The 23,384-nt window shown below is 71.7% G+C and carries 21 protein-coding genes, 1 pseudogene and 1 riboswitch; of the genes and pseudogenes, 9 read left to right on the top strand and 13 right to left on the bottom strand.

From position 1 onward, the window contains the following. Nucleotides 1–87 precede the first annotated feature (87 nt). The 8 genes from gcvP to ACZ6R6_RS39345 form a co-directional block, all read right to left on the bottom strand. Nucleotides 88–2,943: an aminomethyl-transferring glycine dehydrogenase gene (gcvP, locus tag ACZ6R6_RS39380; protein WP_470102034.1), complete on the bottom strand. Its 2,856-nt coding sequence runs from the start codon at nt 2,941–2,943 to the stop codon at nt 88–90. A 157-nt stretch (nt 2,944–3,100) separates the two neighbouring features. Then, a riboswitch (glycine riboswitch) is annotated at nt 3,101–3,192 on the bottom strand. A gap of 15 nt (nt 3,193–3,207) precedes the next feature. Next, nucleotides 3,208–3,828 (bottom strand): MerR family transcriptional regulator, encoded by a 621-nt coding sequence (locus ACZ6R6_RS39375; protein WP_470102033.1) that lies wholly within the window; start codon nt 3,826–3,828, stop codon nt 3,208–3,210. 144 nt (nt 3,829–3,972) lie between these two features. Continuing rightward, complete coding sequence (locus ACZ6R6_RS39370; RefSeq protein WP_086012361.1) at nt 3,973–4,443, bottom strand: bifunctional nuclease family protein; 471 nt, start codon at nt 4,441–4,443, stop codon at nt 3,973–3,975. A 79-nt stretch (nt 4,444–4,522) separates the two neighbouring features. Then, nucleotides 4,523–5,173 carry a transcriptional regulator FtsR gene (ftsR, locus tag ACZ6R6_RS39365; RefSeq protein WP_470102032.1) on the bottom strand — a complete coding sequence of 217 codons (651 nt, stop codon included), beginning with the start codon at nt 5,171–5,173 and terminating at the stop codon, nt 4,523–4,525. A gap of 26 nt (nt 5,174–5,199) precedes the next feature. Then, nucleotides 5,200–5,712, bottom strand: coding sequence for an FHA domain-containing protein (locus ACZ6R6_RS39360; RefSeq protein WP_271217508.1), 513 nt, complete (start codon nt 5,710–5,712; stop codon nt 5,200–5,202). Between the two features lie 289 nt (nt 5,713–6,001). Further along, nucleotides 6,002–8,503, bottom strand: coding sequence for a sugar phosphate nucleotidyltransferase (locus ACZ6R6_RS39355; protein WP_470102031.1), 2,502 nt, complete (start codon nt 8,501–8,503; stop codon nt 6,002–6,004). Nucleotides 8,504–8,506: 3 nt separating this feature from the next. Next, nucleotides 8,507–9,109, bottom strand: coding sequence for a CDP-alcohol phosphatidyltransferase family protein (locus tag ACZ6R6_RS39350; RefSeq protein ID WP_470102030.1), 603 nt, complete (start codon nt 9,107–9,109; stop codon nt 8,507–8,509). A gap of 249 nt (nt 9,110–9,358) precedes the next feature. Then, on the bottom strand, nt 9,359–9,778 hold the full coding sequence (locus ACZ6R6_RS39345) for a hypothetical protein (RefSeq protein WP_470102029.1): 420 nt from the start codon (nt 9,776–9,778) through the stop codon (nt 9,359–9,361). 324 nt (nt 9,779–10,102) lie between these two features. On the opposite strand from ACZ6R6_RS39345, the gene ACZ6R6_RS39340 reads away from it, so the two are divergent. The 3 genes from ACZ6R6_RS39340 to ACZ6R6_RS39330 all read left to right on the top strand — a co-directional run bounded on the left by ACZ6R6_RS39340 (nt 10,103) and on the right by ACZ6R6_RS39330 (nt 12,500). Next, a complete protein-coding gene (locus ACZ6R6_RS39340; RefSeq protein ID WP_470102028.1) occupies nt 10,103–10,711 on the top strand; it encodes a class I SAM-dependent methyltransferase in 609 nt (202 codons plus the stop codon). A gap of 116 nt (nt 10,712–10,827) precedes the next feature. Next, complete coding sequence (locus tag ACZ6R6_RS39335) at nt 10,828–12,009, top strand: acyl-CoA dehydrogenase family protein (RefSeq protein WP_470102027.1); 1,182 nt, start codon at nt 10,828–10,830, stop codon at nt 12,007–12,009. Nucleotides 12,010–12,077: 68 nt separating this feature from the next. Continuing rightward, the gene (locus tag ACZ6R6_RS39330; RefSeq protein ID WP_470102026.1) at nt 12,078–12,500 is read left to right on the top strand and encodes an SRPBCC family protein; all 423 of its coding nucleotides are present in this window, start codon (nt 12,078–12,080) and stop codon (nt 12,498–12,500) included. On the opposite strand, the gene ACZ6R6_RS39325 is transcribed toward ACZ6R6_RS39330, so the two are convergent. From ACZ6R6_RS39325 to ACZ6R6_RS39305, 5 genes are all read right to left on the bottom strand, one after another. Then, nucleotides 12,442–13,779 carry an APC family permease gene (locus ACZ6R6_RS39325; RefSeq protein ID WP_470102025.1) on the bottom strand — a complete coding sequence of 446 codons (1,338 nt, stop codon included), beginning with the start codon at nt 13,777–13,779 and terminating at the stop codon, nt 12,442–12,444. The two genes, ACZ6R6_RS39330 and ACZ6R6_RS39325, sit on opposite strands and share 59 nt — an antisense overlap. A gap of 260 nt (nt 13,780–14,039) precedes the next feature. Then, nucleotides 14,040–14,822, bottom strand: coding sequence for an enoyl-CoA hydratase/isomerase family protein (locus tag ACZ6R6_RS39320; RefSeq protein WP_470102024.1), 783 nt, complete (start codon nt 14,820–14,822; stop codon nt 14,040–14,042). Next, nucleotides 14,819–15,733, bottom strand: a complete 915-nt coding sequence (locus ACZ6R6_RS39315; protein WP_470102023.1) for an alpha/beta hydrolase — start codon at nt 15,731–15,733, stop codon at nt 14,819–14,821. The genes ACZ6R6_RS39320 and ACZ6R6_RS39315 overlap by 4 nt, the downstream gene beginning before the upstream one ends. 69 nt (nt 15,734–15,802) lie before the next feature. Further along, complete coding sequence (locus ACZ6R6_RS39310) at nt 15,803–16,489, bottom strand: gamma-glutamyl-gamma-aminobutyrate hydrolase family protein (protein WP_470102022.1); 687 nt, start codon at nt 16,487–16,489, stop codon at nt 15,803–15,805. A gap of 247 nt (nt 16,490–16,736) precedes the next feature. Then, nucleotides 16,737–17,303 (bottom strand): TetR/AcrR family transcriptional regulator, encoded by a 567-nt coding sequence (locus ACZ6R6_RS39305; RefSeq protein WP_470102021.1) that lies wholly within the window; start codon nt 17,301–17,303, stop codon nt 16,737–16,739. A gap of 100 nt (nt 17,304–17,403) precedes the next feature. Between ACZ6R6_RS39305 and ACZ6R6_RS39300 the strand changes: the two genes are divergently transcribed. The 6 genes and pseudogenes from ACZ6R6_RS39300 (at nt 17,404) to ACZ6R6_RS39275 (ending at nt 22,948) form a co-directional block, all read left to right on the top strand. Further along, the gene (locus tag ACZ6R6_RS39300; RefSeq protein ID WP_470102020.1) at nt 17,404–17,844 is read left to right on the top strand and encodes a DoxX family protein; all 441 of its coding nucleotides are present in this window, start codon (nt 17,404–17,406) and stop codon (nt 17,842–17,844) included. Between the two features lie 58 nt (nt 17,845–17,902). Then, on the top strand, nt 17,903–18,028 hold the full coding sequence (locus ACZ6R6_RS39295; RefSeq protein ID WP_470102019.1) for a hypothetical protein: 126 nt from the start codon (nt 17,903–17,905) through the stop codon (nt 18,026–18,028). After that, a pseudogene (locus ACZ6R6_RS39290) lies at nt 18,016–18,234 on the top strand (hypothetical protein); the annotation flags it as partial. The gene ACZ6R6_RS39295 and the pseudogene ACZ6R6_RS39290, both read left to right, overlap by 13 nt. Before the next feature lie 326 nt (nt 18,235–18,560). Next, complete coding sequence (locus ACZ6R6_RS39285) at nt 18,561–20,798, top strand: Orn/Lys/Arg family decarboxylase (protein WP_470102018.1); 2,238 nt, start codon at nt 18,561–18,563, stop codon at nt 20,796–20,798. A 340-nt stretch (nt 20,799–21,138) separates the two neighbouring features. Next, complete coding sequence (locus ACZ6R6_RS39280; RefSeq protein ID WP_470102017.1) at nt 21,139–22,020, top strand: glycosyltransferase family 2 protein; 882 nt, start codon at nt 21,139–21,141, stop codon at nt 22,018–22,020. 391 nt (nt 22,021–22,411) lie between these two features. Further along, a complete protein-coding gene (locus ACZ6R6_RS39275) occupies nt 22,412–22,948 on the top strand; it encodes a P-loop nucleotide/nucleoside kinase family protein (protein ID WP_470102016.1) in 537 nt (178 codons plus the stop codon). Nucleotides 22,949–23,384 lie beyond the last annotated feature (436 nt).

Below are 23,384 nucleotides of genomic sequence, written 5' to 3'. Positions count from 1 at the left end.
AGCCTAACGACTCGGGGCCACACCCGTCCCCCACATATGGGACGAATACGGCCCGCGCCGGGAGGGCGCGGGCCGCGGGAGTATCGGTCAGTCCTCGTAGGCCTCAAGCGGCGGGCAGGAGCACACCAGGTTGCGGTCGCCGTAGGCCTGGTCGATGCGGCGGACCGGCGACCAGTATTTGCCCTCGCGCACCGACGGCAGCGGATAGGCCGCCTCGGTCAGGGTGTAGGGGTGGTCCCACTCGCCGGTGAGCAGGCAGTCGGCCGTGTGCGGGGCGTTGCGCAGCGGGTTGTCGGTCCTGTCGTAGGCCCCGGAGGCGACCTTCTCGATCTCGCCCCGGATCGCGATCATCGCGTCGCAGAAGCGGTCGAGCTCGGCCAGGTCCTCGCTCTCGGTCGGCTCGATCATCAGCGTGCCGGCCACCGGGAAGGACATGGTCGGCGCGTGGAAGCCGTAGTCGACCAGGCGCTTGGCCACATCGTCCACGGTCACGCCGGTCTCCTTGGTGATCTGGCGCAGGTCGACGATGCACTCGTGGGCGACCAGGCCGCCGCGGCCGGTGTAGAGGACCGGGTAGTGCGGGGCCAGCCTGCGCGCCAGGTAGTTGGCCGACAGGATGGCCTGCTCGGTGGCCGCCGTGAGGCCCTCGGCGCCCATCATCCGGATGTAGGCCCAGGAGATGGGCAGGATGCCCGCCGAGCCGTACGGCGCGGCCGAGACCGGGCCGACCGCCGAGCCGTCGCGCAGCGGATGGCCGGGCAGGTAGTCGGCCAGGTGCGCGCGGACCGCGACGGGCCCGACGCCCGGACCGCCGCCGCCGTGCGGGATGCAGAAGGTCTTGTGCAGGTTCAGGTGGGAGACGTCGGCCCCGAACTCACCCGGCTTGGCCAGGCCGACCAGTGCGTTGAGGTTGGCGCCGTCGACGTAGACCTGGCCGCCGGCCTCGTGGACCCGCTCGCACACCTGGGTGATGGTCTCCTCGTAGACGCCGTGCGTGGAGGGGTAGGTCACCATGATGGCGGCGAGCTGGTCGCGGTGCTTGTCGATCTTGGCTTCGAGGTCGGCGAGGTCGACGTTGCCGTTGTCGTCACAGGCGACCACGGCGACGCGCATGCCCGCCATGACGGCGCTGGCGGCGTTGGTGCCGTGCGCCGAGGACGGGATCAGGCAGACGTCGCGTCCGGACTCGCCACGCGCCTTGTGGTAGGCGCGGATGGCCAGCAGACCGGCGAACTCGCCCTGGGAGCCGGCGTTGGGCTGGATCGACACCGCGTCGTAGCCGGTGACCTCGGCCAGCCAGCCCTCCAGCTCCTTGATCAGCTCCAGGTAGCCCCCGACCTGATCCTCCGGGGCGTAGGGGTGCAGCCCGGCGAACTCCGGCCAGGTGATCGGCTCCATCTCGGTGGTCGCGTTGAGCTTCATGGTGCACGAGCCCAGCGGGATCATCGACCGGTCGAGCGCGATGTCCTTGTCCTGGAGCCTGCGCAGGTAGCGCAGCATGGCCGTCTCGGAGCGGTGGCTGTGGAAGACCGGGTGCGTCAGGTAGTCGCCGGTGCGCGCCAGCGCGGCGGGCAGCGCGTCGTGCGCGGCGGCGTCGAGGTCGGTCAGGACGGCGCCGCTGACCTCGAAGGCGGCCAGGACCTGCTCCAGGTGGATGAGCTCGGTCTTCTCGTCGCAGGTGACGCCCACGTGGTCGGCGTCGACCAGGCGCAGGTTGACCCCGTTGTCGCGGGCGGCGGCGACGATCTGGGCGGCGCGGCCGGGCACGCGGGCGAGCACGGTGTCGAAGAAGTCGTCGTGCACGACCTCGACACCGCCGTGGCGCAGGCCCGCGGCGAGCACGACGGCGTGCCGGTGGATGCGCCGGCCGATCCGGCGCAGCCCCTCGGGGCCGTGGTAGACGGCGTACATGCCCGCGATCACCGCGAGCAGGACCTGCGCGGTGCAGATGTTGCTGGTCGCCTTCTCGCGGCGGATGTGCTGTTCGCGGGTCTGCAGCGCGAGCCGGTAGGCGGGGCGCCCGTCGGCGTCCTGGGAGACGCCCACCAGGCGGCCCGGCATCTGCCGCTGCAGGCCGTCGCGGACGGCCATGTAGGCCGCGTGCGGGCCGCCGAAGCCCAGCGGGACGCCGAAGCGCTGCGAGGAGCCGATCGCGATGTCGGCGCCGAACTCGCCGGGCGCGGTGAGCAGGGTGAGGGCGAGCAGGTCGGCGGCGGCGACCACCTGGGCGCCGCGCGCGTGGGCGGCCTCGGCGATGGAGCGGAAGTCCCTGACCCGGCCGCTGGCGCCCGGATACTGCACGAGCACGCCGAAGCACTCGGGCAGCTCGCCGGTGAAGTCGCTGTCGACCAGCTCGATGCCGAGCGGCTCGGCCCTGGTGCGCAGCACGGCCTTGGTCTGCGGCAGCGCGTCGGCGTCCACGACGAACACGTTCGACGCGGCGCGGCCGGCGCGGCGGGCCAGCGTCATCGCCTCGGCGGCGGCGGTGGCCTCATCCAGCAGGGAGGCCCCGGCGACGTCGAGCGCGGTCAGGTCGGAGACGACCGTCTGGAAGTTGATCAGGGCCTCCAGCCGGCCCTGGGAGATCTCCGGCTGGTAGGGCGTGTAGGCGGTGTACCAGCCCGGGTTCTCCAGGAGGTTGCGCCGGATGACGGCCGGGGTGATCGTGTCGTGGTAGCCCAGGCCGATCATCGAGGTGAGCACGGCGTTGCGCCCGGCCAGGGTGCGCAGTTCGGCGATGGCCTCGGGCTCGCTCGCCGCCGGTGGCAGGCGGAGCCGGTCCTTGGCCCGGATCGCCTCGGGCACGGCCACCGCGACCAGGTCGGCGGTGGAGGCGAATCCGACCGCCTCGAGCATGCGGGTCTGGTCGGCGTCCGCGGGCCCGATGTGGCGGGTGGCGAACGGCGGAGGGGTGAGCTCGCTGAGCGGTGACAGATCGGTCATGGAAAGCCTCCCGAGGCGGTGGAGACCGGCGCTGGGCGCGGGCGTATGCCGGATCTCCCCCTCTGTCATCTCGACCTGAGAGCTTCACCTCCCCAGCGGGGAGGCTTTCACCGTCGGTGAGATACGCCTGGCGGACGCACCTGCTTTCCAGAGTCGCCTCGTCCGTGCGGTACAGGGTGCCTGAGAGATTCCGGGGAGGTTGCTCCTTCGGCGCCCCGATCATGTCGGGGTCTCTCCCGCACAGGGTCAGCAGCAGAGCTAACTTTACCCCGTGCGCCGGGCCCTGCGACGACGGGCCAGCTCATCTGCGTGGTGATCGCCTAAAGGGCCCTGGCCGGCCTCCGCCCGCTCACCGGGGAGATCCGCCAGCGAACCCTCGACCTCCTGCCACACCCGGCCCAGGGCGATGCCGAAGACTCCCTGCCCGCCCTGGAGCAGGTCGATGACCTCGTCGGGCGAGGTGCACTCGTAGACGCTCACCCCGTCGCTCATCAGCGTGATCTGGGCGAGGTCGCTGACGCCGCGGTCACGCAGGTGCTGTACGGCGATGCGGATCTGCTGGAGGGAGACGCCGGTGTCGAGCAGCCGTTTGACGACCTTGAGCACCAGGATGTCGCGGAAGCCGTACAGGCGCTGGGAGCCGGAACCGTGGGCGGCCCGCACGGTGGGCTCGACCAGTCCGGTGCGCGCCCAGTAGTCCAGTTGCCGATAGGTGATATCGGCCGCCGCGCAGGCGGTGGGGCCTCGATATCCGATGTCGGCGGGCGTTCTCACCGGCTGCCCGTCGAACAGCAGACCCTCTTCACCCGCGCGCTGACGTGCCGACTGGCGCCGTTCCGGGTCATCCTGATCGGCGTTTCTACCCTCGCCGCTGCTGACCGCCACGCGGACCTCCGGCTTTCTCTCATCCCGCGGCCTGATCTGGGGGTTTACGCACAGCCGTGGGTTTCACTTGCACCGTAGGACTGGGGCCAAGCTCAGTCAACGACCCCACCCGGCGCGTCGTGAAGCGTAAATGCACCGAAATTCCTACCCTGCGCGACCGAAGTCCTCGGGCGTGATTGTGTCAAGGAACTCCCTGAACTTCTCCACCTCGTCCTCCTGGTCGTCGGGGATGATCACCCCGGCCTCCCGGACCACGTCCTCACTGGCGAAGATGCGCGCGCCGGTGCGGAGTGCCAGGGCGATCGAGTCCGAGGGGCGGGCACTCACCTCGACCCCGTTGGAGAACACGAGATCGGCGAAGAAGATCCCGTCGCGGAGGGCGACGATGTTCACCGTGCTCAGCCGGACGCCGAGCGCGTCGAGAACGTCACGGAACAGGTCATGGGTCAGGGGCCGCGGCGGCGGCTCCTCGGCCTGAGCCATGGCGATCGCGGTCGCCTCTGTCATGCCGATCCAGATCGGCAGATAACGCTCCCCATGTGCCTCCTTCAGCAGAACAATTGGCTGGTTGGAGGGCATCTCAACCCGAACGCCCACGACCTCCATCTGCAACACGGGCTGCTCCGTCTTCGCTGGATTCCGACCGGTTTGTTCAACGTAACACTCGTGGGGGTACGAGTGCCTGGTCAGGTTGTCACCGGCCCAGCACCCCACGCACGCCGGAACGTACCAGCGAGGCGTGCAATTCCAGCAGGAGGCCGGAAATCTCCCGGGCGGTCTCGTCGGCCTGGTCGATGGCGCCCGGCCCGCGGCGGCGCAGCAGCGGGGCGATGGCCTGTTCCACCAGCCCGGCCTCGCGCTCGGCCGCGGCCTTGACCGCCCGCAGATGGCGGGCGTGCAGCCCGAAGGCGGCCAGTGCGCCGACGCTGCGGGCCACGGCCAGGGCCTCGGCGTCGTAGTAGCGGGCGACCGCGGCCAGCAGGCCGTAGTCCTCCAGCTCGGTGAGGGTCTCCTCGCTGAGCTCGGCGGCGGCGAGCAGCTCCTCACGGGTGAGGCGGACCTGGGAGGGCGCGTCGTCGGGGACGGCGCGCGGGCGGGCCACCGGCCGTTCCTCACGGTCGGCGGCCTCGAGATGATCTTTGATCACGCGCAGCGGCAGGTAGCGGTCACGCTGCTCGCTGAGGATGTAGCGGAGCCGCTCGACGTCGGCGTAGGAGAATTTACGGTAACCGGAGGGACTGCGCTCCGGCTCGATCAACCCCTCGCCCTCCAGGAAACGGATCTTGGAGATGCTGACATCGGGGAACTCGCCCTGCAGGAGGGCGAGCACCTCCCCGATGCTCATGTGCGCACGAGCGGCCTGCGAGCTCATCATCCTCCAGCGGCGCCGCGGGTGAGGAAGACCAGGCGGAACTTGCCGATCTGGACCTCGTCCCCGCCGTACAGCGGGACCTCCTCGATCCGCTCACGGTTGACGTAGGTGCCGTTCAGGCTGCCGACGTCGCGGACGGTGAAGACCCCGCCGCCACGCCGGTAGAACTCCACATGACGTCGCGAGACGGTGATGTCGTCGAGGAAGATGTCGCTCTCGGGGTGGCGGCCCACCGTGGTGAGATCGCTGTCCAGCAGGAAGCGGCTGCCGGCGTTGGGGCCACGCATGGCCACCAGCAGAGCGGTGCCCGGGGGCAGCTGCTCGACGGCTTGCCGCTCGGCGAGAAGCGTCTCTCCGGTCTCCGCCTCGTAGGCCTCGATCCCGGAGAGGGAGATGGTGGAAGTGCTGTCTCCGGGTGGTTCGGACCTGGTCAGCGGCGACCCGCATCGTGAACAGAAACGGGCATCCTCAGGGTTGGCATGACCGCACTGCGTGCAGTAGACGCTCGGCATCGATCGGCTCGGCCTCCTACCGCGAAGACGCGGCAACGGTGCTCAGGGATGCGCGCCTCGCTTCTTCGCTTCTCAGGTATTTTCTCAGACTGCGAATGCCGCAACATACACCGTTGAGAAGCAGAGATCAAGGCAGACGCCCGACCGCGGGTTCGGTCGGTGACAAAGTTACAGCCGCGCGGCGTCCCCGGTCCATGCCGCCGCGCTGGGTTTGCCGGTCCGCTCGCACCGGCGCCCGCCACCCGGGACCGCCCGCTCACGCCGTCGCCCGCCGTCCGGGACCGCCCGCTCACGTGGCCGCCGCCTCCTCCACGACCCGCGCCCAGTGTTCGAGCAGGCTCTGGGCGGAGTCGACGTCGCCGCCCTCGGCCCACAGGTGGGTGACGGCCTCGGCCGGGTCGGGCAGCACCAGCGCCCAGCTGCCGTCCTCGGCGACCACCCGCACCCCGTCGGTGGTGTCGATGCGGTAGCGCTCGGCGGCCTCGATCACCGAGCGCATCACCACCCCCTTGGCCGCCCACGGGGTCGGGACGGTGCGGCGCAGCAGCCTGGCCTCGGGGATCCGGGCGTCGATCTGACTGAGCGACAGCCGCGTCCGGGCGACCAGGCCGAGCAGGCGCAGGAACACCGCCAGGCCGTCCACCGTGGGGCCGAACTCGGGCACGACGAAGCCGCCCCGCCCGTCCGCGGCGAAGATCATGTCCCGTCCCCGCGCGGCGGCGGTGAGCGCGTCGACGGCCGTGGAGGTCCACTCGACCTGCACCCCGTGGAAGCGGCAGACCTGCTCGGCCACCCGGGTAGTGGTGACCGGCAGCGCCACCCTGCCGCCGCGCCGCTCGGCCGCCACCAGGTCCAGCACCACCAGCAGGGCGCGCTCCTCGCTGATCAGCTGGCCCATCTCGTCCACCAGCGCGACCCGCTCCCCCACGGGGTCGAACCGCACCCCGAAGGCCGCCCTGGAGGAGCTGACGAGCTCCGACAGGCGCTGCAGGTCGCGGCGGCGCTCGGCGAGGGTCTCGGTGGGCGAGGCGTCGTCCAGCCTGTTGTTGACGGTGAGCACGTCCACCCCGACCCGGCCGAGGAGGCTGGGCAGCACCAGCGAGGAGGTGCCGCCCGCGCAGTCCACCACGACCTTCATGTCGGCGTCGCGGACCCCGGTCATCTCGACGCAGCGCAGCAGCTCGTGGGTGTAGTCCTCGACCGCCCGGGCGGGGAAGCTGAGCTCGGCGATCTCCCCCGGGAAGGCGCGGCGGAACTCCTGCCGGGAGAAGACCCGGTCCAGCTTGCGCTGGGCCGCCTGGGACAGGTCCGCGCCGTGCTCGTCCATGAAGACGATGTCGACGCTCTGCGGGTCTCCGGGGGTGGTGCGCAGCGCGATGCCGCCGACGGCGTTCTCCCTGGCGGTGTGGAAGCGGGAGACCGGCAGCGGGGCCGCCTCCAGGTCGAGCACGTTGATCGCGCTGGCGTTCAGGGCGCTGATCACGGCCCGCTTCAGCGCCCGCGCGGCGCGCGAGGAGTCGCGGGAGGTGATGACCGAGGTGCCCTTCTTGAGGGTGGTGGCGTAGGCGCTGGCCAGCCGTACGCACAGCTCGGGGGTGATCTCCACGTTGACCAGCCCGGACACCCCGCGCGGGCCGAACAGGTTGCGCTGGCCGCGCGGCTCCCAGATGACGCTGGTGTTGACCACCGCCCCCGCCTCGATGGTCTTGAACGGGTAGACCTTGACCCCGGAGGAGACGTAGGCCTCGGCCTCGATGATGCACTCGTCGCCGACGACGGCGCTCTCCTCGATCCTGGTCCCGGTCATCAGGTCGGTGTTCTTGCCGATGACGCAGCCGCGCAGGTGGGCGCGCGGTCCGACGTAGACGTTGTCGTGGACGACGGCGCGGTGCAGGAAGGCGCCCTCGCGGACCACGACGTTGCTGCCCAGGACGGTGTATTCGCGCAGCTCGGCCCCGGCCTCGACCTTGGCGTAGTCGCCGACGTAGAGCGGGCCCTTTAGCACGGCGTCGGTGTCCACCGAGGCGCCCTCGGCCACCCAGACGCCGGGCGAGACCTCGAAGGCGTCGATGTCCACCTTGACGCGGCCCGACAGCACGTCGGCCTGGGCCCTGAGGTAGCTCTCGTGGGTGCCGACGTCCTCCCAGTAGCCCTCGGCGACGTAGCCGTACAGGGGGGCGCCGCGGGCCAGCAGGCGGGGGAAGACGTCCGCCGACCAGTCGACCGCCTCACCGGCGGCGATCTCGTCGAGGACCTCCGGCTCCATCACGTAGATGCCGGTGTTGACGGTGTCGGAGAAGACCTGGCCCCAGGTGGGCTTCTCCAGGAAGCGCTCCACCCTGCCCTGGTCGTCGACGATGACGATGCCGAACTCCAGCGGGTTGGGCACCCGCTTGAGCCCGATGGTGACCAGCGCGCCGTGCTCCCGGTGGAAGCGGATCATGTCGGTCAGGTCGATGTCGGTGAGCGCGTCGCCGGAGATGACGAGGAAGCGGTCGTCGCGGAGCCTGTCGGCGGCGTTCTTGACGCTGCCGGCGGTGCCGAGCGGGACGTCCTCGGTGGCGTAGTACAGGCTCATGCCGAGCTCGTCGCCGTCGCCGAAGTAGTTGCGGACCAGGGCCGCCAGGAACTGCACGGTCACCACGGTCTCGGTGAGCCCGTGCCGCTTCAGCAGACGCAGCACATGCTCCATGATCGGCCGATTGATCACAGGCAACAGGGGTTTGGGCTGGTTCGCGGTCATCGGCCGGAGCCGTGTCCCTTCCCCGCCCGCCATCACAACGGCCTTCACACATCACCTCTTAAGGCGTCTGGCTCCTCTGACGAGCTGCCGCACCTGTACCCAATACAGCACCCCGGACCACCAGTACAGCCCTGTGCCCCAGATCGCGAGCGACCAGCCGACGATTCCGGCCACATCCGCGTACCAGACGTCGTGGTGGGCGAGGAAGAGCAGCGGGAAGGCGTAGAGCAGGTTGGCCGTGGCGGCCTTGCCGAGGAAGTGCACCGGCAGCGCCGGGCCGTATCCGAGACGGCGCAGGATGGGCGGGATGCCCAGCAGCATCACGTCGCGCAGCGGGATCGCCAGCGCCAGCCACCAGGGGATGATGTCCCGCATGGCCAGGCCGAACAGGGTGGCCAGGATGTAGAGCCGGTCGGCCAGCGGGTCGAGCAGACGGCCGAGCCTGCTGGTCTGGTTCCAGGCCCGGGCGATCTTGCCGTCGAGCCAGTCGGAGAAGCCGGCCAGCATCAGCAGCGCGACCGCCCAGCCGTCGGCCCTAGGCCCCAGCACCAGCCAGAGGAAGACCGGCACGCCGAGCAGTCTGGCCAGGCTCAACGCGTTGGGAACCGTCCAGATTCGGTCCTCGGCCCCCGATGCTTCCGGATTCACCCGCATGTCTCCCGTCCCCGCACTTGATGCCGACCCTACCGGTGCGGGGCGTGCATGGGCGGTGCCGCCCGTTCCGGACCCATCGTCCCGGCCTGCGACGGCCCGCGCCGGGGCGCGGGGGTCTCACGGACGGCCCACGGGGCCGCTGCGGCCCTCAGGCCCTCGCGAGGGACTTTCCACCCGGCCGGAGGCCGGAAACGGCGCCGCGGGCGCCACCGGGCCCAGGTGGGTCCGGTGGCGCCCGCGGCGGGGCTCTCAGGAGCGGCGTACGGCGGCGCGGGGCGACCAGGCCCAGATCAGCACGGCCACGGTCAGGCCGAACAGGGCCAGGCCGCTGGGCACGTGGGTGCCGAGCATCTCCCAGCTGAAGTGCTGACCCATGCCGACCAGGAGCAGGCCGAGGCTGGCCAGCGCGGGCCACCCCGCGCCCCGGCCCGGCCGCCACAGCAGCACGGCGGCGATGATCTGCAGCAGCGCGATCAGATGCACCACCATTCCGGCCATGACGTGGGTCTCGGCCAGCTCTCCCCCGCTCTGCACGGCCTGGCCGGCGAACGAGGCGGCGACGACCAGGCCGGCCGCCTGGGCGGTGACCAGGATGCGCAGGCTGTAGAGCAGGCCGGCGGGGACGGGGCGGCCCTGGGCTGTGGACGGCGGGGCGACGACCTCCTGCATGGGATGTGTCCTTCCTCGGGTGACTGGTTGGAAGCACATCGTGGCCGCGGCGGACGTGCCGGGTCGTCAGCCTGGGGGGTGACTCCTCGATCCGCCTCGTGGCGGATTCGCGACCGGGCGGGAGTCCGCGGACCGGGCCGGTCCGGTGGGCGGCCACCGCAGCCTGGGTGCGGTCGCGCGGGCCCGGCCTGTCCGTGGCGGCCGGAAGCCGGCTGGCCCGCCCGGCTCCTCCTCCCGCAGGAGGGGGCCCTCCTCCTGCGAGTGGCCGAAAGATCGGCCGAAGGACTGAGCCACGCGGCTCGGAGAGCATTTACTCTTCACAGCATGACCAATGACACCACGCTGTTCCTGGGGCAGTGGATCCGTTCCCCGGGAACCGTCGGGGCGGTGGCTCCGAGCTCGCGTCGGCTCGCCGAGACGGTGACCACGCCGGTCCCCCACCGAGGTGACCCCGTGGTCGTCGAGCTCGGTCCCGGCACCGGGGCGTTCACCGCGGAGATCCAGCGGCGGCTGGGCGGCCGGGGTCATCACATGGCGATCGAGATCAACCCCAGGCTGGCCGAGTTCCTCGCCGCCCGGCACCCGAAGGTCGACGTCGTGGTCGAGGACGCGGCGCGGCTGCCGCAGTTGCTGCAGGAGCGCGGCTTCCACCGGGCCGACGCGGTCGTGAGCGGGCTCCCCTGGGCGGCGTTCTCGGAGGAGACGCAGACGCGCCTGATGGACGCCGTCATCGCGATCATGGATTCCAACACGGCCTTCACCACCTTCGCCTACAGCTTCGCCAAGCGCCTGCCCCCCGCGCAGCGCTTCCGGCAGCGCCTGCTCGACACCTTCGAGGAGGTCGTGGTGGGCCGGACGGTGTGGGGCAACCTCCCCCCGGCCTTCGTCTACCACGCGCGCAGGCCGCGGGAGCAGGTCGTCGGCCAGGGCTGAGCGGCGGCGGGCCACCTGCCGCGGCCGGGCCGCGGCAGGTCGTCGCGCGGCGGGGCTGGAACCCGAACAGAACTCCGTTCTACCATTGCGCACGCAACTGAACGGAGTTGATCACGGTGGACTTCACGCTTCCCGACAGCGCCCTCGCCGTCCAGCGCGGCATAGCCGACATCTGCGCACGCTACGACCTGGACTACTGGCAGCGCTGCGAGACCGAGAAGCGCTGGCCCGAGGAGGTCTGGGCGGAGCTGGCCAAGGGCGGCTGGCTCGGCCTGGCCGTCCCCGAGGAGTACGGCGGAGGCGGCCAGGGCCTGCTGGAGCTGGCCGTGGCCACCGAGACCCTGTCGGCCTCCGGCTCGGCCGGGGGGTCGGCGTTCACCTACGTCCTGACGCCGGGCTTCGGCGCCATGACCCTGGCCCGGCACGGCAGCCGGTGGCAGCGCGAGGAGCTGCTGCCCAAGCTGGCCACCGGCGAGCTGGAGACCTGCTTCGCCCTGACCGAACCCGACGCCGGCTCCAACGCCCTGGGCATCTCCACCTTCGCCCGGCGCGACGGCGGCGAATACGTCGTCAACGGCCAGAAGATCTGGATCACCGGCGTGCAGCGCGCCACCTGGATGCTGCTGGTCACCCGGACCGTCCCGGCCGCCGAGGCCAGGCCCCGCACCAACGGCCTGACGGTCTTCCTGGTGAACGTGCCCGAGGCGGTCGCCGCCGGGCGGCTGTCCTTCCGGCCGATCCCGAAGATGGGCGCCAACACCACCCCGTCCAACATGGTCTTCGTCGACGACCTGCGGGTGCCGGCGGCGAACGTGGTGGGCGAGGTGGACCAGGGCGCGCTGGTGCTGTGGGACATCCTCAACCCCGAGCGCGTCCTGCTGGCGGCCTCCGCCCTGGGCGGCGCCGAGGTCGCGCTGAAGGTGGCCGTGCAGTACGCCAAGGAGCGCGAGGTCTTCGGCCGCCCGATCGGGGCCAACCAGGCCATCGCCTTCCCCCTCGCCCAGGTCAAGGCCAAGATCGAGCTGGCCAGGCTGATGCTCTACAAGGCCGCCTGGCTGTTCGACAACCACCGGCCGTGCGGCACCGAGGCCAACATCGCCAAGCTGACCGCCTCCCAGGCGGCCTGGGAGGCGGCCGACCACGCCTTCCAGACCCACGGCGGCATGGCCTACTCGCTGGAGTATCCGGTCGCCCGCCTGCTGGCCGACGCCCGCATCGGCAAGGTCGCCCCGGTCACCGAGGAGCTCCTGCTCAACTACCTGGCAACCCAGGTCCTGGGGCTGCCCAGGAGCTTCTGAGCCGGTTGCGGGGCCGGCCGTACGGGCAGGACCGTAGGCAGGTCGGGACGCACACGAGGGAGTGGCCGATGTCCGCCTATGCCAGCACCGTGGTCAACGCCTCAGCCGACGAGGTGTGGGCCTATCTGAGAGACTTCGGCAACCTGGCCGAGTGGCTGCCCGGAGTCGCGCTCTGCGAGATCGAGGAGGGCGACGGCTCCCGGCCCGGGGCGGTGCGCAGGGTCGAGGGCGCGGGCGGCCTCTTCCGGGAGCGGCTGCTCACCCTCGACGACGGCGCCCGTTCGGCGACCTACGAGATCGTCGAGAGCCCGCTGCCGCTGCGGGACTACCGGGGCTCCTACCGCGTCTCGCCGGTCACCGACAGCGGCCGGGCCTTCGTCGAGTGGTCGGCCGCCTTCGAGGCCGACGACGAGGCGAAGATGACCAGGATCCTCACCCGCGCCATCTTCGAGCCGGGCCTGGCCGGCCTGCACGAGCGCCTGCGGCCCTGAGACCGCCCGCCGCGCCCCGCACGGCGGCCAGGAGGCCGGCCGCCGCCGGCACGGCGGGCACGAGGAGGTAGGGCCCGCAGGAGGCCAGCAGGACAAGGGTGAGGGCCGTGGCCACGGTGGCGACCTGGCGCCCCGGCGGGGGCAGCAGCCGGGTCGCGGCGGCGACGCCGACCGCGGTGACGGCCGCCAGGCAGGCCGAGGTGGCGCGCATGAGCGTGTCGAGGTCGAGGTCGCCGAGCGTCGCCGCGGCGGTGAGCGCGGCGGTCAGCACGGCCAGGAGGGTGAGGCTGCGGGCGGGCACCTCTCCCGGCGCCGCCCCCTTCGCCAGGGGGCGGGGCAGGGCGCCGTCTCGGGCCAGCGCGGCGCCCAGCCGTGCTCCCCCGGCGATGTAGGCGTTGACCGCGCCGAAGCTCAGCAGCACGGCCGCCACCGCGGTGAGCGGCCCGGCCAGGGCGCCCACGCCCTCCTCCAGCAGCAGGGCGAGCGGGACCGGCGAGGAGGCGGCCCGGCCGCCGAGCACACCGACCGTGACGACGGCCAGCCCCAGGTAGAGCACGCCCACGGTCGCCAGCGTCAGCGCCGTGGCCCGCGGCAGGTGGCGGCGCGGGTCGGCGAACTCGGCCGACAGGTGGCTGGCGGCCTCCCATCCGACGAAGGCGAAGAAGAGCACCCCCGCCGCGTGGGCGACCCCGGTCCAGCCGTGGGGGGCGAAGGGGGTGAAGTTGCCCGGCCGCACGGCGGGGGCGGCGACCACGACGGCGGCCACCAGGAGCGCGGTCAGCAGGGCGAGCAGGATCAGTTGCAGGCGCCCGGAGAAGCGCAGGCCGGCGTAGTTGGCGGCGAAGGCCGCGGCCAGCAGGGCGCAGGTCACCGCCACCGTCCCGGCGGGGCCGAGCCCCAGGCCCGAGGCGACGTAGCGGGCGCCGACCATGGCTCCGGCCAGCACGCCGATCGGGACGGCGAAGTAGAACCACCAGCCGGTCACCGCCGCCACCCGGCCCCCGAAGGCCCGGGCGGCGAACGTGGCCACCCCGCCGCCGTCGGGGAAGCGGCCGCCCAGCGCGGCGAAGGTCAGCGCGACCGGCACGCTGAGCGCCAGCAGCGCGGCCCAGGCCACGACGGAGGCCGGGCCCGCGGCCGCCGCGGCCAGGTGCGGCATCGCCAGCACACCGGGCCCGAGCACGGCGCCCAGGAACAGGGCCGTGCCCTGGGCGAGTCCGAGCCGGTGACCGGGCGCCGCCTCCGCGGGCCCCGCCGGCACCACCTGTGTCTTCGCCATCAGCGCTTCCTTCCGATCGGCCGGTGACATGCCGACGAAGGTAGCCAGATGACTGTCCGAAATTACCCCCTGATGTGCACACGGTCGGAAATATGGCGCAATTCCGAGCAGGAGCGAACATCGTACGGATATCACCCGCCCCTTCCGGACGGATGTCCGGCCTGATCGCGTATCTCCGGCCGGCCGGACCGGGATGTACGCCTTCTCACCGGCCATACGGCCGGCCGGTCCTGGGCAGGCGCCTGTCCCGGACCCGGGGGTCAGCCGAACCTGGGCGGGCGCCTGTCCCGGACGGCCCGCACGCCCTCGGTCACGTCCGGGCCGGTGAAGCCGAGGAACTCCATGGCCAGGGAGGCGTCGAAGGAGGGACCGGCGAGGCGGAGCCAGTTGTTGAGGGAGTATTTGGTCAGGCGGATCGCCTCGGCCGAGCCGCCGGCCAGCCGGACGGCGATCTCCACTGCCCTCGCGTGCACCTGGTCGTCGTCGACGCAGAGGCTGACCAGGCCCATCGCCTCGGCCTGCTCGCCGCTGACCGGCTCGCACAGCAGCAGGTGATACTTGGCCTTGGCCAGTCCGCACAGCAGCGGCCAGATGATGGCGGCGTGGTCGCCGGCCGCGACGCCCAGCCGGGTGTGGCCGTCGATGATGCGGGCCGTACGGCCGGCGACGGAGATGTCGGCCAGCAGCGCGACCGCCAGTCCCGCGCCCACCGCGGGGCCCTGGATGGCTGAGACGACGGGCTTGGAACAGTTGAGCACGTTGTAGACGATGTCGCGTGCCTCGGTGAAGACGCGCATGCGCGTGCCGTGGTCGCGCGTCATCTCCTCGATCATCGACAGGTCACCGCCCGCAGAGAACACCTCGCCCTCACCGCGGACGACGACCGCGCGCACGTCGTCGTCGCGGTCCACGTCCCGCCATACCTCGGCCAGCTCGCGGTGGCCGGTCATGTCCACGGCGTTGAGTCTGCGCGGCTCGCTGATCACGATCCGGAGCACCCCGTCGGCGGCCCAGTCGATCTTCAGCTTCTCGTAGTCCCTCACCGGAACGCCTCCCCGAGCCGCGCGGCGGCGTAGTCGCGCGCCTCGGCCGCCTGGTCGAAGAACCCGGGCAGGCCGAAGAAGCCGTGGATCGCCCCCTCGTAGCGCCTGACCTCGACCGGGACCCCCGCCGCCGCGAGCTGGGCGGCGTAGGTCTCGCCCTCGTCGCGCAGCGGGTCGAACTCGGCGGTGATCACCGTCGCCGGGGCCAGCCCCGCCTTGTCGGCCAGCCGGACCGGGGCCAGCCCGGGGTCGGCCGGATCCCCGCCGTACTGCTCGACGAACCAGGCCATCTCGTGGGCGGCGAGCCCGAAACCGGTGGCGTAGTCGCGGTAGCTCGGGGTGTCCATGGCGACGTCGGTCACCGGGTAGACCAGCACCTGGTGCGCCAGCCGCAGGCCCGCGTCACGGGCCCGCCAGGCCGCCACGGCGGCCAGGTTGCCCCCGGCGCTGTCGCCGCAGACGGCGATCCGCTCCGGGTCGGCGAGATACGCCTCGGGGCGGGCGAAGACGTCCTCGACCACCGTCCACGCGTCGTCGGCCGCGGCCGGGAAGGGGTGGTCGGGGGCGAGCCGGTAGTCCACCGAGACCACGACCGCCCCGGTGCGCGCGGCCAGGTCCCGGCCGAGCGCGTCGTTGCGGGCCACGCTGCCGAACACCCAGCCGCCGCCGTGGAAGTAGACGATCACGGGCAGCGGGTGCTCGCCCTCCTCCGGCCGGTAGATCCGGACCGGCACCCCGCGCACGACCTCGTCCCTGACGGACGGCAGCGGCACGGCCGGCCCCCGCTGCTCGGCGAGGCCGTCCATGGTCCGCATCCGGGCGATCAGTTCGGGAGTGAGCAAGGAGACGGGAGTGTCGAGATCCGTCGGGAACAGCTTCACGTAGGCCTCGGCCTGGGGGTGCAACGGCATGACCGCACATTACCCGGCGGCCCCCGGACCGGCCGGCAACGCCTCGGCCGGATCGGCGGCCCGACCGGGTCAGCCGGCCGCGGCCTCGACCAGCGCCTCGACGAGCCGGTTGTCCTCCCCGCGCTCGGGGTGCCACTGGACGCCGACGGCGAAGCGGTGCCCCTGGAGCTCGACCCCCTCGACGATCTGGTCGTCGGCCCAGGCCACGGCGAGCAGGCCGGCGCCCAGCCGCTTGACCGCCTGGTGGTGGGGCGCGGTCACCTCGGCGCGGTCGCCCACCGCCTTGCCCAGCTTGCTGGACACGCTGATCTGGATGACGTGCGCGCGGCCGGCGGCGTGGCGGTCGTGGTCGACCGCCTCGGGGAGCCAGGGGATGAGGCTGCCGCCCTGGGCGACGTTCAGGACGTGCATGCCCCGGGCGATCGCGAGCAGCGGCAGGTCGGCCTGGACGGCGGCGCGGGCCAGCGCCAGCTCGAAGCGGTCGCGGTGGGGCTGGGGCTCCTCGACCCGTTCCTCGCGGGCCGCGCCGTACAGGGCCGGGTCGAGCTCGCCACCGCCGGCGAAGATCACTCCGGACAGATCGCGCACGTAGTCGTCGACACCGCCCGCGTTCAGCGGCGGCAGCAGCACCGGCAGGCCGCCCGCCTTCTCGACGGCGCGGGCGTAGGAGGGCGGCGACAGGACGGCCTCACGGACCCAGGTGCCCCAGCGGGCGGCCTCGAGGTAGGCGGTGATACCGATCAGGGGTCGGGACATGCGTTCTCCAGGGGGCCTTGCGGAAGGCGGTGTCCCCCGTTTCGGGCGGCACCCATCCCATCTCCGGCAGGATCCCTATCATGGCGCACGCGATTTCGGTTGTGTCACGCATCTGAGGTATCAGTGAGGCTTTTTCGTCCTGATGGCCTGGTACGGCGGGCCCGCAGGAAACACGCCCCTGCGGGAGACGAGGCGGGTGCCCGCCGACAGCTACGGGCGGGCATCCGGGATCTCGCCGTACCGCGGTTCAGGGCCGGCCGAAGATGAGCTGGATCACCGAGCGGGCAGTGCTCTCCGGATCGTCGTGGACGCTTTCGGGAAGGTTGCCGCTGAGCCACAGGCCGGCGAAACCATGGGCGAGCGACCAGGCGGCGATCGTGGTCAACCGGGCCTGCGCCGGGCTCGGCGACAGTGTGCCCGCGCTGGCGACGAGCACGTTGGCCGCGCGCTCGCGCGCCGCCTGCATGCCGGGGTCATCGGCGCGGTACAGCTCGGGGCGGAACATCACTTCGAAGTAGGGCCGATGGTCGACGGCGAAGCGGACGTACGCCACGCCGACCTCGAAGACGTCCCCGGCCGCCCGTTCCAGGTTGTCGGCGAACAGTTCGAACCCCTCGGCGGCCACGGCCGTCAGCAGCCCCGTCTTGTCCCCGAAGTGATGGGCGGGGGCCGCGTGCGAGACGCCGGCCCGGCGAGCCAGTTCGCGCAGGCTCCACCCGGCCGGGCCGGACTCGCCGATCGCCTTCAGGGCGGTGTCGATGATGGCGCGCCGCAGGTTGCCGTGGTGGTAGGTCGGCTGGTCGATCTGTCTCACCTCCGCGCTCAATGATCTCATGTGACGGATCCAGCCTATCTTGACGTTGACAAGATGGGGAACGTCCTCCAATCTTGTCGACGACAAGATTGGAGGACGGATGGTTCCGTTCATCGCCCTGACCGGCGGCTTCGTGGTCCTGCGGCTGCTCGGCATAGCGGGGGTCGACATGCTGGACGGGTGGCAGCCCGCGCTGCGCGGCGCTCTCGCCCTGATGTTCGCCTTCACCGGCGTGCCGCACTTCCTGCCCTCGTGGCGCCGCGACTTCGTCGCGATGATCCCGCCGGCGTTCCCGCGCCCAGCCCTGCTGGTCACCACCACCGGAGTACTGGAGTTGGCCGGCGCCGCCGGACTGCTGCTCCCACCGGTGGCGCCGTTCGCCGCGACCGGGCTCGCGCTGCTCATGGCCGCCATGTTCCCGGCCAACGTCTCAGCGGCCCGCCGCGGCCTCACCCTGGCGGGCAGACCGGTGACCCCGCTGCCCGCCCGCACCGCCCTGCAAGTGCTCTTCGTCGCCGCCGCCATCGCAGCGGCCGTGTGACCCGCCCAATCGCCTCTCAGCCCACCGCGCCCAGGGAATCGACCGAAGGAGAACGGCCATGAACCCTTCCGAGAAGGTCGCCGACATCGGCCACACCGTGCTCATCACCACCGACCTCGACCGGCCTCCGCCCGCCATGAGGCTCTCGGCCTCACGCTCAGCCCGGCCTCGCCGCACCCGCTGACCGAACGGCCCGGCGACCCGCTCACGCGCACCTGCACCGCCAACCGGTGCGCCTACTTCGGCAGGTCGTTCATCGAACCGCTCGGCATCGTCGCCCCCGGAAGGCATCCGCACCGTCCGGGCCGACAGCGTCCGCATCGACGCGGCCCACACACCCGAGGGCGCGCTCATCGAGAGCAACGGAATCGCCACCCGGACCACGCCTGACCGCTTCTACGTCGCCGACGAGGACGCCTGCGGCGTACCCCTTGCCTTCACGCAGAGCTGACAGGTCCTTCCCCGTCCTTCCCAGCAGGAAACACCCTTGGGCTCTCACGCCGGCTCCGGGACCGTGGTCGAGGATCAGCTCGATCACCTTGCGGGCCTCCTCCCGCATCCGCCCGATTTTCGGCCGTCACCACGGCTCCCCCTACCTCATGGGCCGCCAGGCCGTCACAGTCATTACGGAGTGTTGCAATTCAATTGCTCACAGCTACTATTGCGTGGGGCTGGCAAGACCTTCCCGCCCCTTCCCCTCGATCTCGGAGTGCCGCATGGAGCGAACGGTTCTGGCCGCCGTCACCGAACGTCCTGACGCCGATTCGGCGCTCGCCGAACAGATCCGCCGCGTGTGCGCGGCGATGGACGAGCTCGGGCTCCAGGTGCGCTGGACCCACCGGGCCGAGGACGCCCTGGCGGTGGTCGGGTCGGACGCCTCGCTGACGGCGGTGCTGGCGGCGTGGGACGCGCCGGGAGCCGAGGAGCTGCTGGAGGCGGTGGCCAGGCGGTTCCGCGGCCTGCCCGTCTTCTTGATGACCCAGGAGCAGGAGCTTCCGCTGTGGGTGTACGAGGTCATCCAGGGCTACGTCTTCCCGCTGGAGGACACCCCGCAGTTCATCGCCGGGCGCATCGCCTACGCGGCCGACCAGTACGCCGAAAGGCTCCTTCCCCCCTTCTTCGGCGCGCTGCGGCGCCTTCAGGATCACCATCGCTACTCCTGGCACACGCCGGCGCACGCCGGCGGCGTGGCGTTCCTCAAGTCGCCGGTGGGGCGGGCGTTCTTCGACTTCTACGGCGAGCGGCTGCTGCGCACCGATCTGTCCATCTCCGTCACCGAGCTGGGGTCGCCGCTCGACCACACCGGCCCGATCGGGGAGGCCGAGCGCAACGCCGCCCGCGTCTTCGGCGCCGACCGCACGTTCTTCGTGGTCAACGGCAACTCCACCGCCAACCGCATCGTCGGCCACCACGCGATCGCCCGCGACGACACCGTCTTGGTGGACCGCAACTGCCACAAGTCGGTCCAGCACGCGCTGGCCATCAGCGGCGCCCGCCCGGTCTATCTCGTACCCGAGCGCAACGGGCTCGGGCTGGCGGGCCCGATCCCGCCCGCCGCACTGGAGGCCGACGCGGTCCGTGAGCGGGTGGCCGCTCATCCCCTCGCCGCCGGAGAGCCGACGTACGCGGTGATCACGAATTCCACGTACGACGGCGTGTGCTACGACACGGTGCGGGTCGGCGAGCTGCTGGGCGCCAGCGTGCCGCGGCTGCACTTCGACGAGGCGTGGTCCGCCTACGCCCGGTTCAACCCGCTCTACGCCGGCCGGTACGGCATGGCGGTCGATGAGCGCACGCTACCGGGCCCGGGCCGCCCCACCGTGTTCGCCACCCAGTCGACGCACAAGCTGCTGGCCGCGCTGTCGCAGGCGGCGATGCTGCACGTCCGCCCCGCGGAGCGGGCGCCGGTCGATTACGACGCGTTCAACGAGACCTACCTCATGCACGCCTCCACGTCGCCGCTCTACCCGATGATCGCCTCGTTGGACGTCGCGGCGGCGATGATGGACGGCCCGTCGGGGCCGTTCCTCACCGGGGAGGCGATCGTCGAGGCGGTCCGGTTCCGCAAGGCGATGGTGCGGCTGGCCGCCCGCATCCGCGAGGACGGCCTGCGGCCCGACTGGTTTTTCGGCGTCTGGCAGCCCTCCACGGTCACCGACCCGCGCACCGGCCAGACCGTCTCGTTCGCCGACGCCGACCCGGCGCTGCTGTGCGCCGAGCCCCGGTGCTGGACCCTGGAGGCGGGGGCCGCGTGGCACGGGTTCGACGGGATGTCCGGGGGCTACTGCATGCTCGACCCGGTCAAGGTGACGATCACCTGCCCGGGTGCCGACGCCGCCACGGGCACGCTCGACTGGGGCATCCCGGCCCGCGTCGTGGCCGCCTACCTGCAGCGGCGTGGCATCGTGGTGGAGAAGACCGGCGACCACACGTTGCTGGTGCTGTTCTCCATGGGGATCACCAAGGGCAAGTGGGGCACGCTGATCGACGCGCTCACCGACTTCAAGAACGCCTACGACGGAGATCTGCCCTTGGCGGAGGTGCTGCCCGGCTTCGGGCCGCCCGCGACCTCGCTGCAGAAGTTCTGCACCCTGGTCCACGAGAAACTGCGTGACTCCGGGGTCGGGAAGCTTCTCGACCAGGTCTTCACCACCCTGCCCGAGCCGGTGTCGACTCCCGCCGACTGTTACCAGGCCATGATCCGGGCCCGCACCGAGCGCGTCCCGCTGGCCGGCCTGCCGGGCCGGGTCGCCGCGGCCACGGTGGTGGTCACCCCGCCCGGGATCCCCATGCTGATGCCCGGCGAGGCGACCGGCCCGGCCGACGGCCCGCTGATGACATACCTGCAGGCTCTGGAGGACTTCGACCGGGCCTTCCCCGATCTGGCTACCGACATCCATGGCGCCCATCGTGACGGCGACGGCCGCTACTGGGTGGAGGTCGTCAAGGACTGAGCTCGGCGCCCATATGCCGTCTCACGGAGTCGCCGTACGGCCGGTCAGCGCCGTACGGCCGGTCACACCCGGCACGGACGGCGTCGGTGGCCGTATGCGATCTCGTCCTCCATCCACGGGCGGCGCCCCCCCATACCCGCTGACGGCCGTTGCCGACAGGTCAAGCCGCCCAGGATGACGGCCATCGAGCGGGTGCCCGCCGCCTCGTGGCCTGTCCGGGCGAGATCCAGCGAGTGCGGCGCTAGGGTGGCCAGCACCACCGAACACGACCACCTCGCCCGTCCCCCACCGGGTGGCACCCCTCCTGCGCGCCGAGCGCTTCACCCCGTCCGGAGACGTGATGACCAGCCTGACGACCACCATCGACGTGGTGGTCCTCACCATGAACGATCGGCCCGCCGTGTTTCCGCGGGCGATGGCCTCCCTCCTCGCCCAGCAGGACGTCGAACTGCGTGTGGTCATCGTGGGCAACGGGGTTGAGCCCGACCATGTGCCCGCCGGCGTGCGCACCGTGACACTGCCCGTCAACGAGGGCATCCCCGAAGGCCGTAACGTCGGCGCCGACGCCCTGGCCGAGCCAGGCGGCGAGTTCATCTTCTTCTTCGACAACGACGCCGTCCTGCCCGCCCCCGACATCCTGGCCCGGCTCGTCGCCGAAGCCCGCCGCCACCCCGAGGCCGCCTACATCCAACCCCGCATCGCCGACCCCGACACCGGTGTCACCGTGCGCCGCTGGGTGCCGCGGCTACGCGCCGGCGACGCGGCCCGGCCCGGCACCATCACCGTCATGGCCGAAGGCGTGGTCCTCGTGCGCCGCGCCGACTACGAGCGGGCCGGCGGCTGGCCCGGCCACTTCTTCCTCTTCCACGAGGGCATCGATCTGAGCTGGCGGCTGTGGGACCTGGGACGCACCGGCTGGTACGCACCCGACGTCGTCATCCACCACCCGGCCACCGACCCCGCCCGGCACGCCGGCTACTACCGCCTCGTCGCCCGCAACCGCGTCTGGCTCGCCTACCGCCGCCTGCCCGCTCCCCTGATCCCCCTCTATCTGACGGCCTGGACCCTGCTCAGCCTCACCCGGATCCGCTCCCGTGCCAACCTCGCCGTCTGGTTCGCCGGCCTGCGCGAAGGCCTCACCGGCGGACACGGACAGCGCCGACCGATGTCCTGGACCACAGTGCTACGGCTGACCCGCGCCGGTCGCCCCCCGATCGTCTGAGCCTCTCCGGGTGACGCGGCCCTCATCCGGTCACAGGACCACCGGCCCGTACGGTCGCAGAAACCACCGGCCGCAAACACCGCTACCTGCGCTTCTTCGCCCGCTGCGGCCACCGGGGGCCGCGGAGCGGTGCACGACTCCGTGGATCTCACGACTGTCGAATTTCACGCGCGGTCCACCGCCGGGCAGGGCACCGGCGACCCCGCCCAGACCGTCCCGCGCGGACCGCACTCAGGAGACCCGGCACGCGAGGATGAGCGGGATCATTCGGTGCGACAAGGACACGCGCACCGCGGAGGTGGCCACTTCGCGGCTGTACGGCCGAGCGTCCAGCTGGTCAACGAGATCGATTCATATGTGTGACCTCATCCGCGTGGATACACTCGCCACCATGATCATTTGGCTGAACGGCACCTTCGGCGCGGGCAAGACGACCACTGCCAAGGAGCTTGTCAGGCTGATCCCGGAAGCACGGATCTTCGACCCCGAAGAGGTCGGATTCATGCTGCGGCACGTCCCCGGCCTGCCAGAGGTCGGCGACTTCCAGGATTGGCGGCCATGGCGCGGGCTGGTCGTAGAGACGGCTTCGCAGCTGCTCGACTATGTCGGCGGTGTTCTCGTCGTCCCGCAGACGGTCCTCGTCGAGCAGTACTGGGCGGAGATCCGCTCCGGACTCGAGAAGGCCGGCATCCCCGTCCACCACTTCCTGCTCCACACCGACCAGGCCACTCTCATTCACCGGATCGAGACGGACACCGTCGAGACCGGAGCCCGGCAATGGCGGCTCGACCATGTCCCGGACTATCACACCGCCCTGTCCTGGCTGAGCCGGGGAGCAGAGATCATCGACACGACCGGGACCCCGCCGGCACAGGTGGCCCGAGCCGTCATGGCCGGCGTCGAGGCGAGGAGCACAGGCGGTCGGTGACTCCGAAGGCGCCCGGTCGCCGCCTCTCGGACAGGGCGGACCCGCCCTGGTTCACTTCATTGATCTTCGCTGCACAGCCGTTGCCCGAGATGGGGCAGCACCGCGGAGCGCGCCTCCCGGCAGCACGGCCGGTTGGCGCCGAGGGGGCGGATGTCGATCAGCCGCGCTGAGCGCATGGGGGATCTCGTCGTCGAGCTCCGCGACGGCCGCCTCGGTCGCGCGCCACTCGGCCTCGAGGAAGGGGATGAGGGCGCGGCCGCGGTCAGTGGCCGCGAAGTGCGACCTTTTCGCAGGTCACCGCTTATGCCGATGCCACTTCCCGGCCCGCGCCACGGCCGGGCGGCGGCGTAGGACGCGGACATCTCGCATCTGACGCGATCCGGAGCGACGGAACCGGCGGCAGCCGAACACGCGAGCCCATCAGCCCGACCCCCTC

Source organism: Streptosporangium sp. NPDC048886 (assembly GCF_055586905.1).
The sequence above is the reverse complement of the archived record's forward strand: the minus strand, read 5'-3'. Positions and strand labels throughout refer to the sequence as shown.

Bases quoted from the DNA above. Each gene is read 5' to 3' on its own strand.
- ACZ6R6_RS39325 (WP_470102025.1), bottom strand. From the start codon at position 13,779: ATGGCGAAGACACAGGTGGTGCCGGCGGGGCCCGCGGAGGCGGCGCCC.
- ACZ6R6_RS39350 (WP_470102030.1), bottom strand. From the start codon at position 9,109: ATGCGGGTGAATCCGGAAGCATCGGGGGCCGAGGACCGAATCTGGACG.
- ACZ6R6_RS39310 (WP_470102022.1), bottom strand. From the start codon at position 16,489: ATGTCCCGACCCCTGATCGGTATCACCGCCTACCTCGAGGCCGCCCGC.
- ACZ6R6_RS39295 (WP_470102019.1), top strand. From the start codon at position 17,903: ATGAACCCTTCCGAGAAGGTCGCCGACATCGGCCACACCGTGCTCATC.
- gcvP (WP_470102034.1), bottom strand. From the start codon at position 2,943: ATGACCGATCTGTCACCGCTCAGCGAGCTCACCCCTCCGCCGTTCGCC.
- ACZ6R6_RS39340 (WP_470102028.1), top strand. From the start codon at position 10,103: ATGACCAATGACACCACGCTGTTCCTGGGGCAGTGGATCCGTTCCCCG.
- ACZ6R6_RS39275 (WP_470102016.1), top strand. From the start codon at position 22,412: ATGATCATTTGGCTGAACGGCACCTTCGGCGCGGGCAAGACGACCACT.
- ACZ6R6_RS39345 (WP_470102029.1), bottom strand. From the start codon at position 9,778: ATGCAGGAGGTCGTCGCCCCGCCGTCCACAGCCCAGGGCCGCCCCGTC.
- ACZ6R6_RS39280 (WP_470102017.1), top strand. From the start codon at position 21,139: ATGACCAGCCTGACGACCACCATCGACGTGGTGGTCCTCACCATGAAC.
- ACZ6R6_RS39285 (WP_470102018.1), top strand. From the start codon at position 18,561: ATGGAGCGAACGGTTCTGGCCGCCGTCACCGAACGTCCTGACGCCGAT.
- ACZ6R6_RS39330 (WP_470102026.1), top strand. From the start codon at position 12,078: ATGTCCGCCTATGCCAGCACCGTGGTCAACGCCTCAGCCGACGAGGTG.
- ACZ6R6_RS39360 (WP_271217508.1), bottom strand. From the start codon at position 5,712: ATGCCGAGCGTCTACTGCACGCAGTGCGGTCATGCCAACCCTGAGGAT.
- ACZ6R6_RS39300 (WP_470102020.1), top strand. From the start codon at position 17,404: ATGGTTCCGTTCATCGCCCTGACCGGCGGCTTCGTGGTCCTGCGGCTG.
- ftsR (WP_470102032.1), bottom strand. From the start codon at position 5,173: ATGAGCATCGGGGAGGTGCTCGCCCTCCTGCAGGGCGAGTTCCCCGAT.
- ACZ6R6_RS39315 (WP_470102023.1), bottom strand. From the start codon at position 15,733: ATGCCGTTGCACCCCCAGGCCGAGGCCTACGTGAAGCTGTTCCCGACG.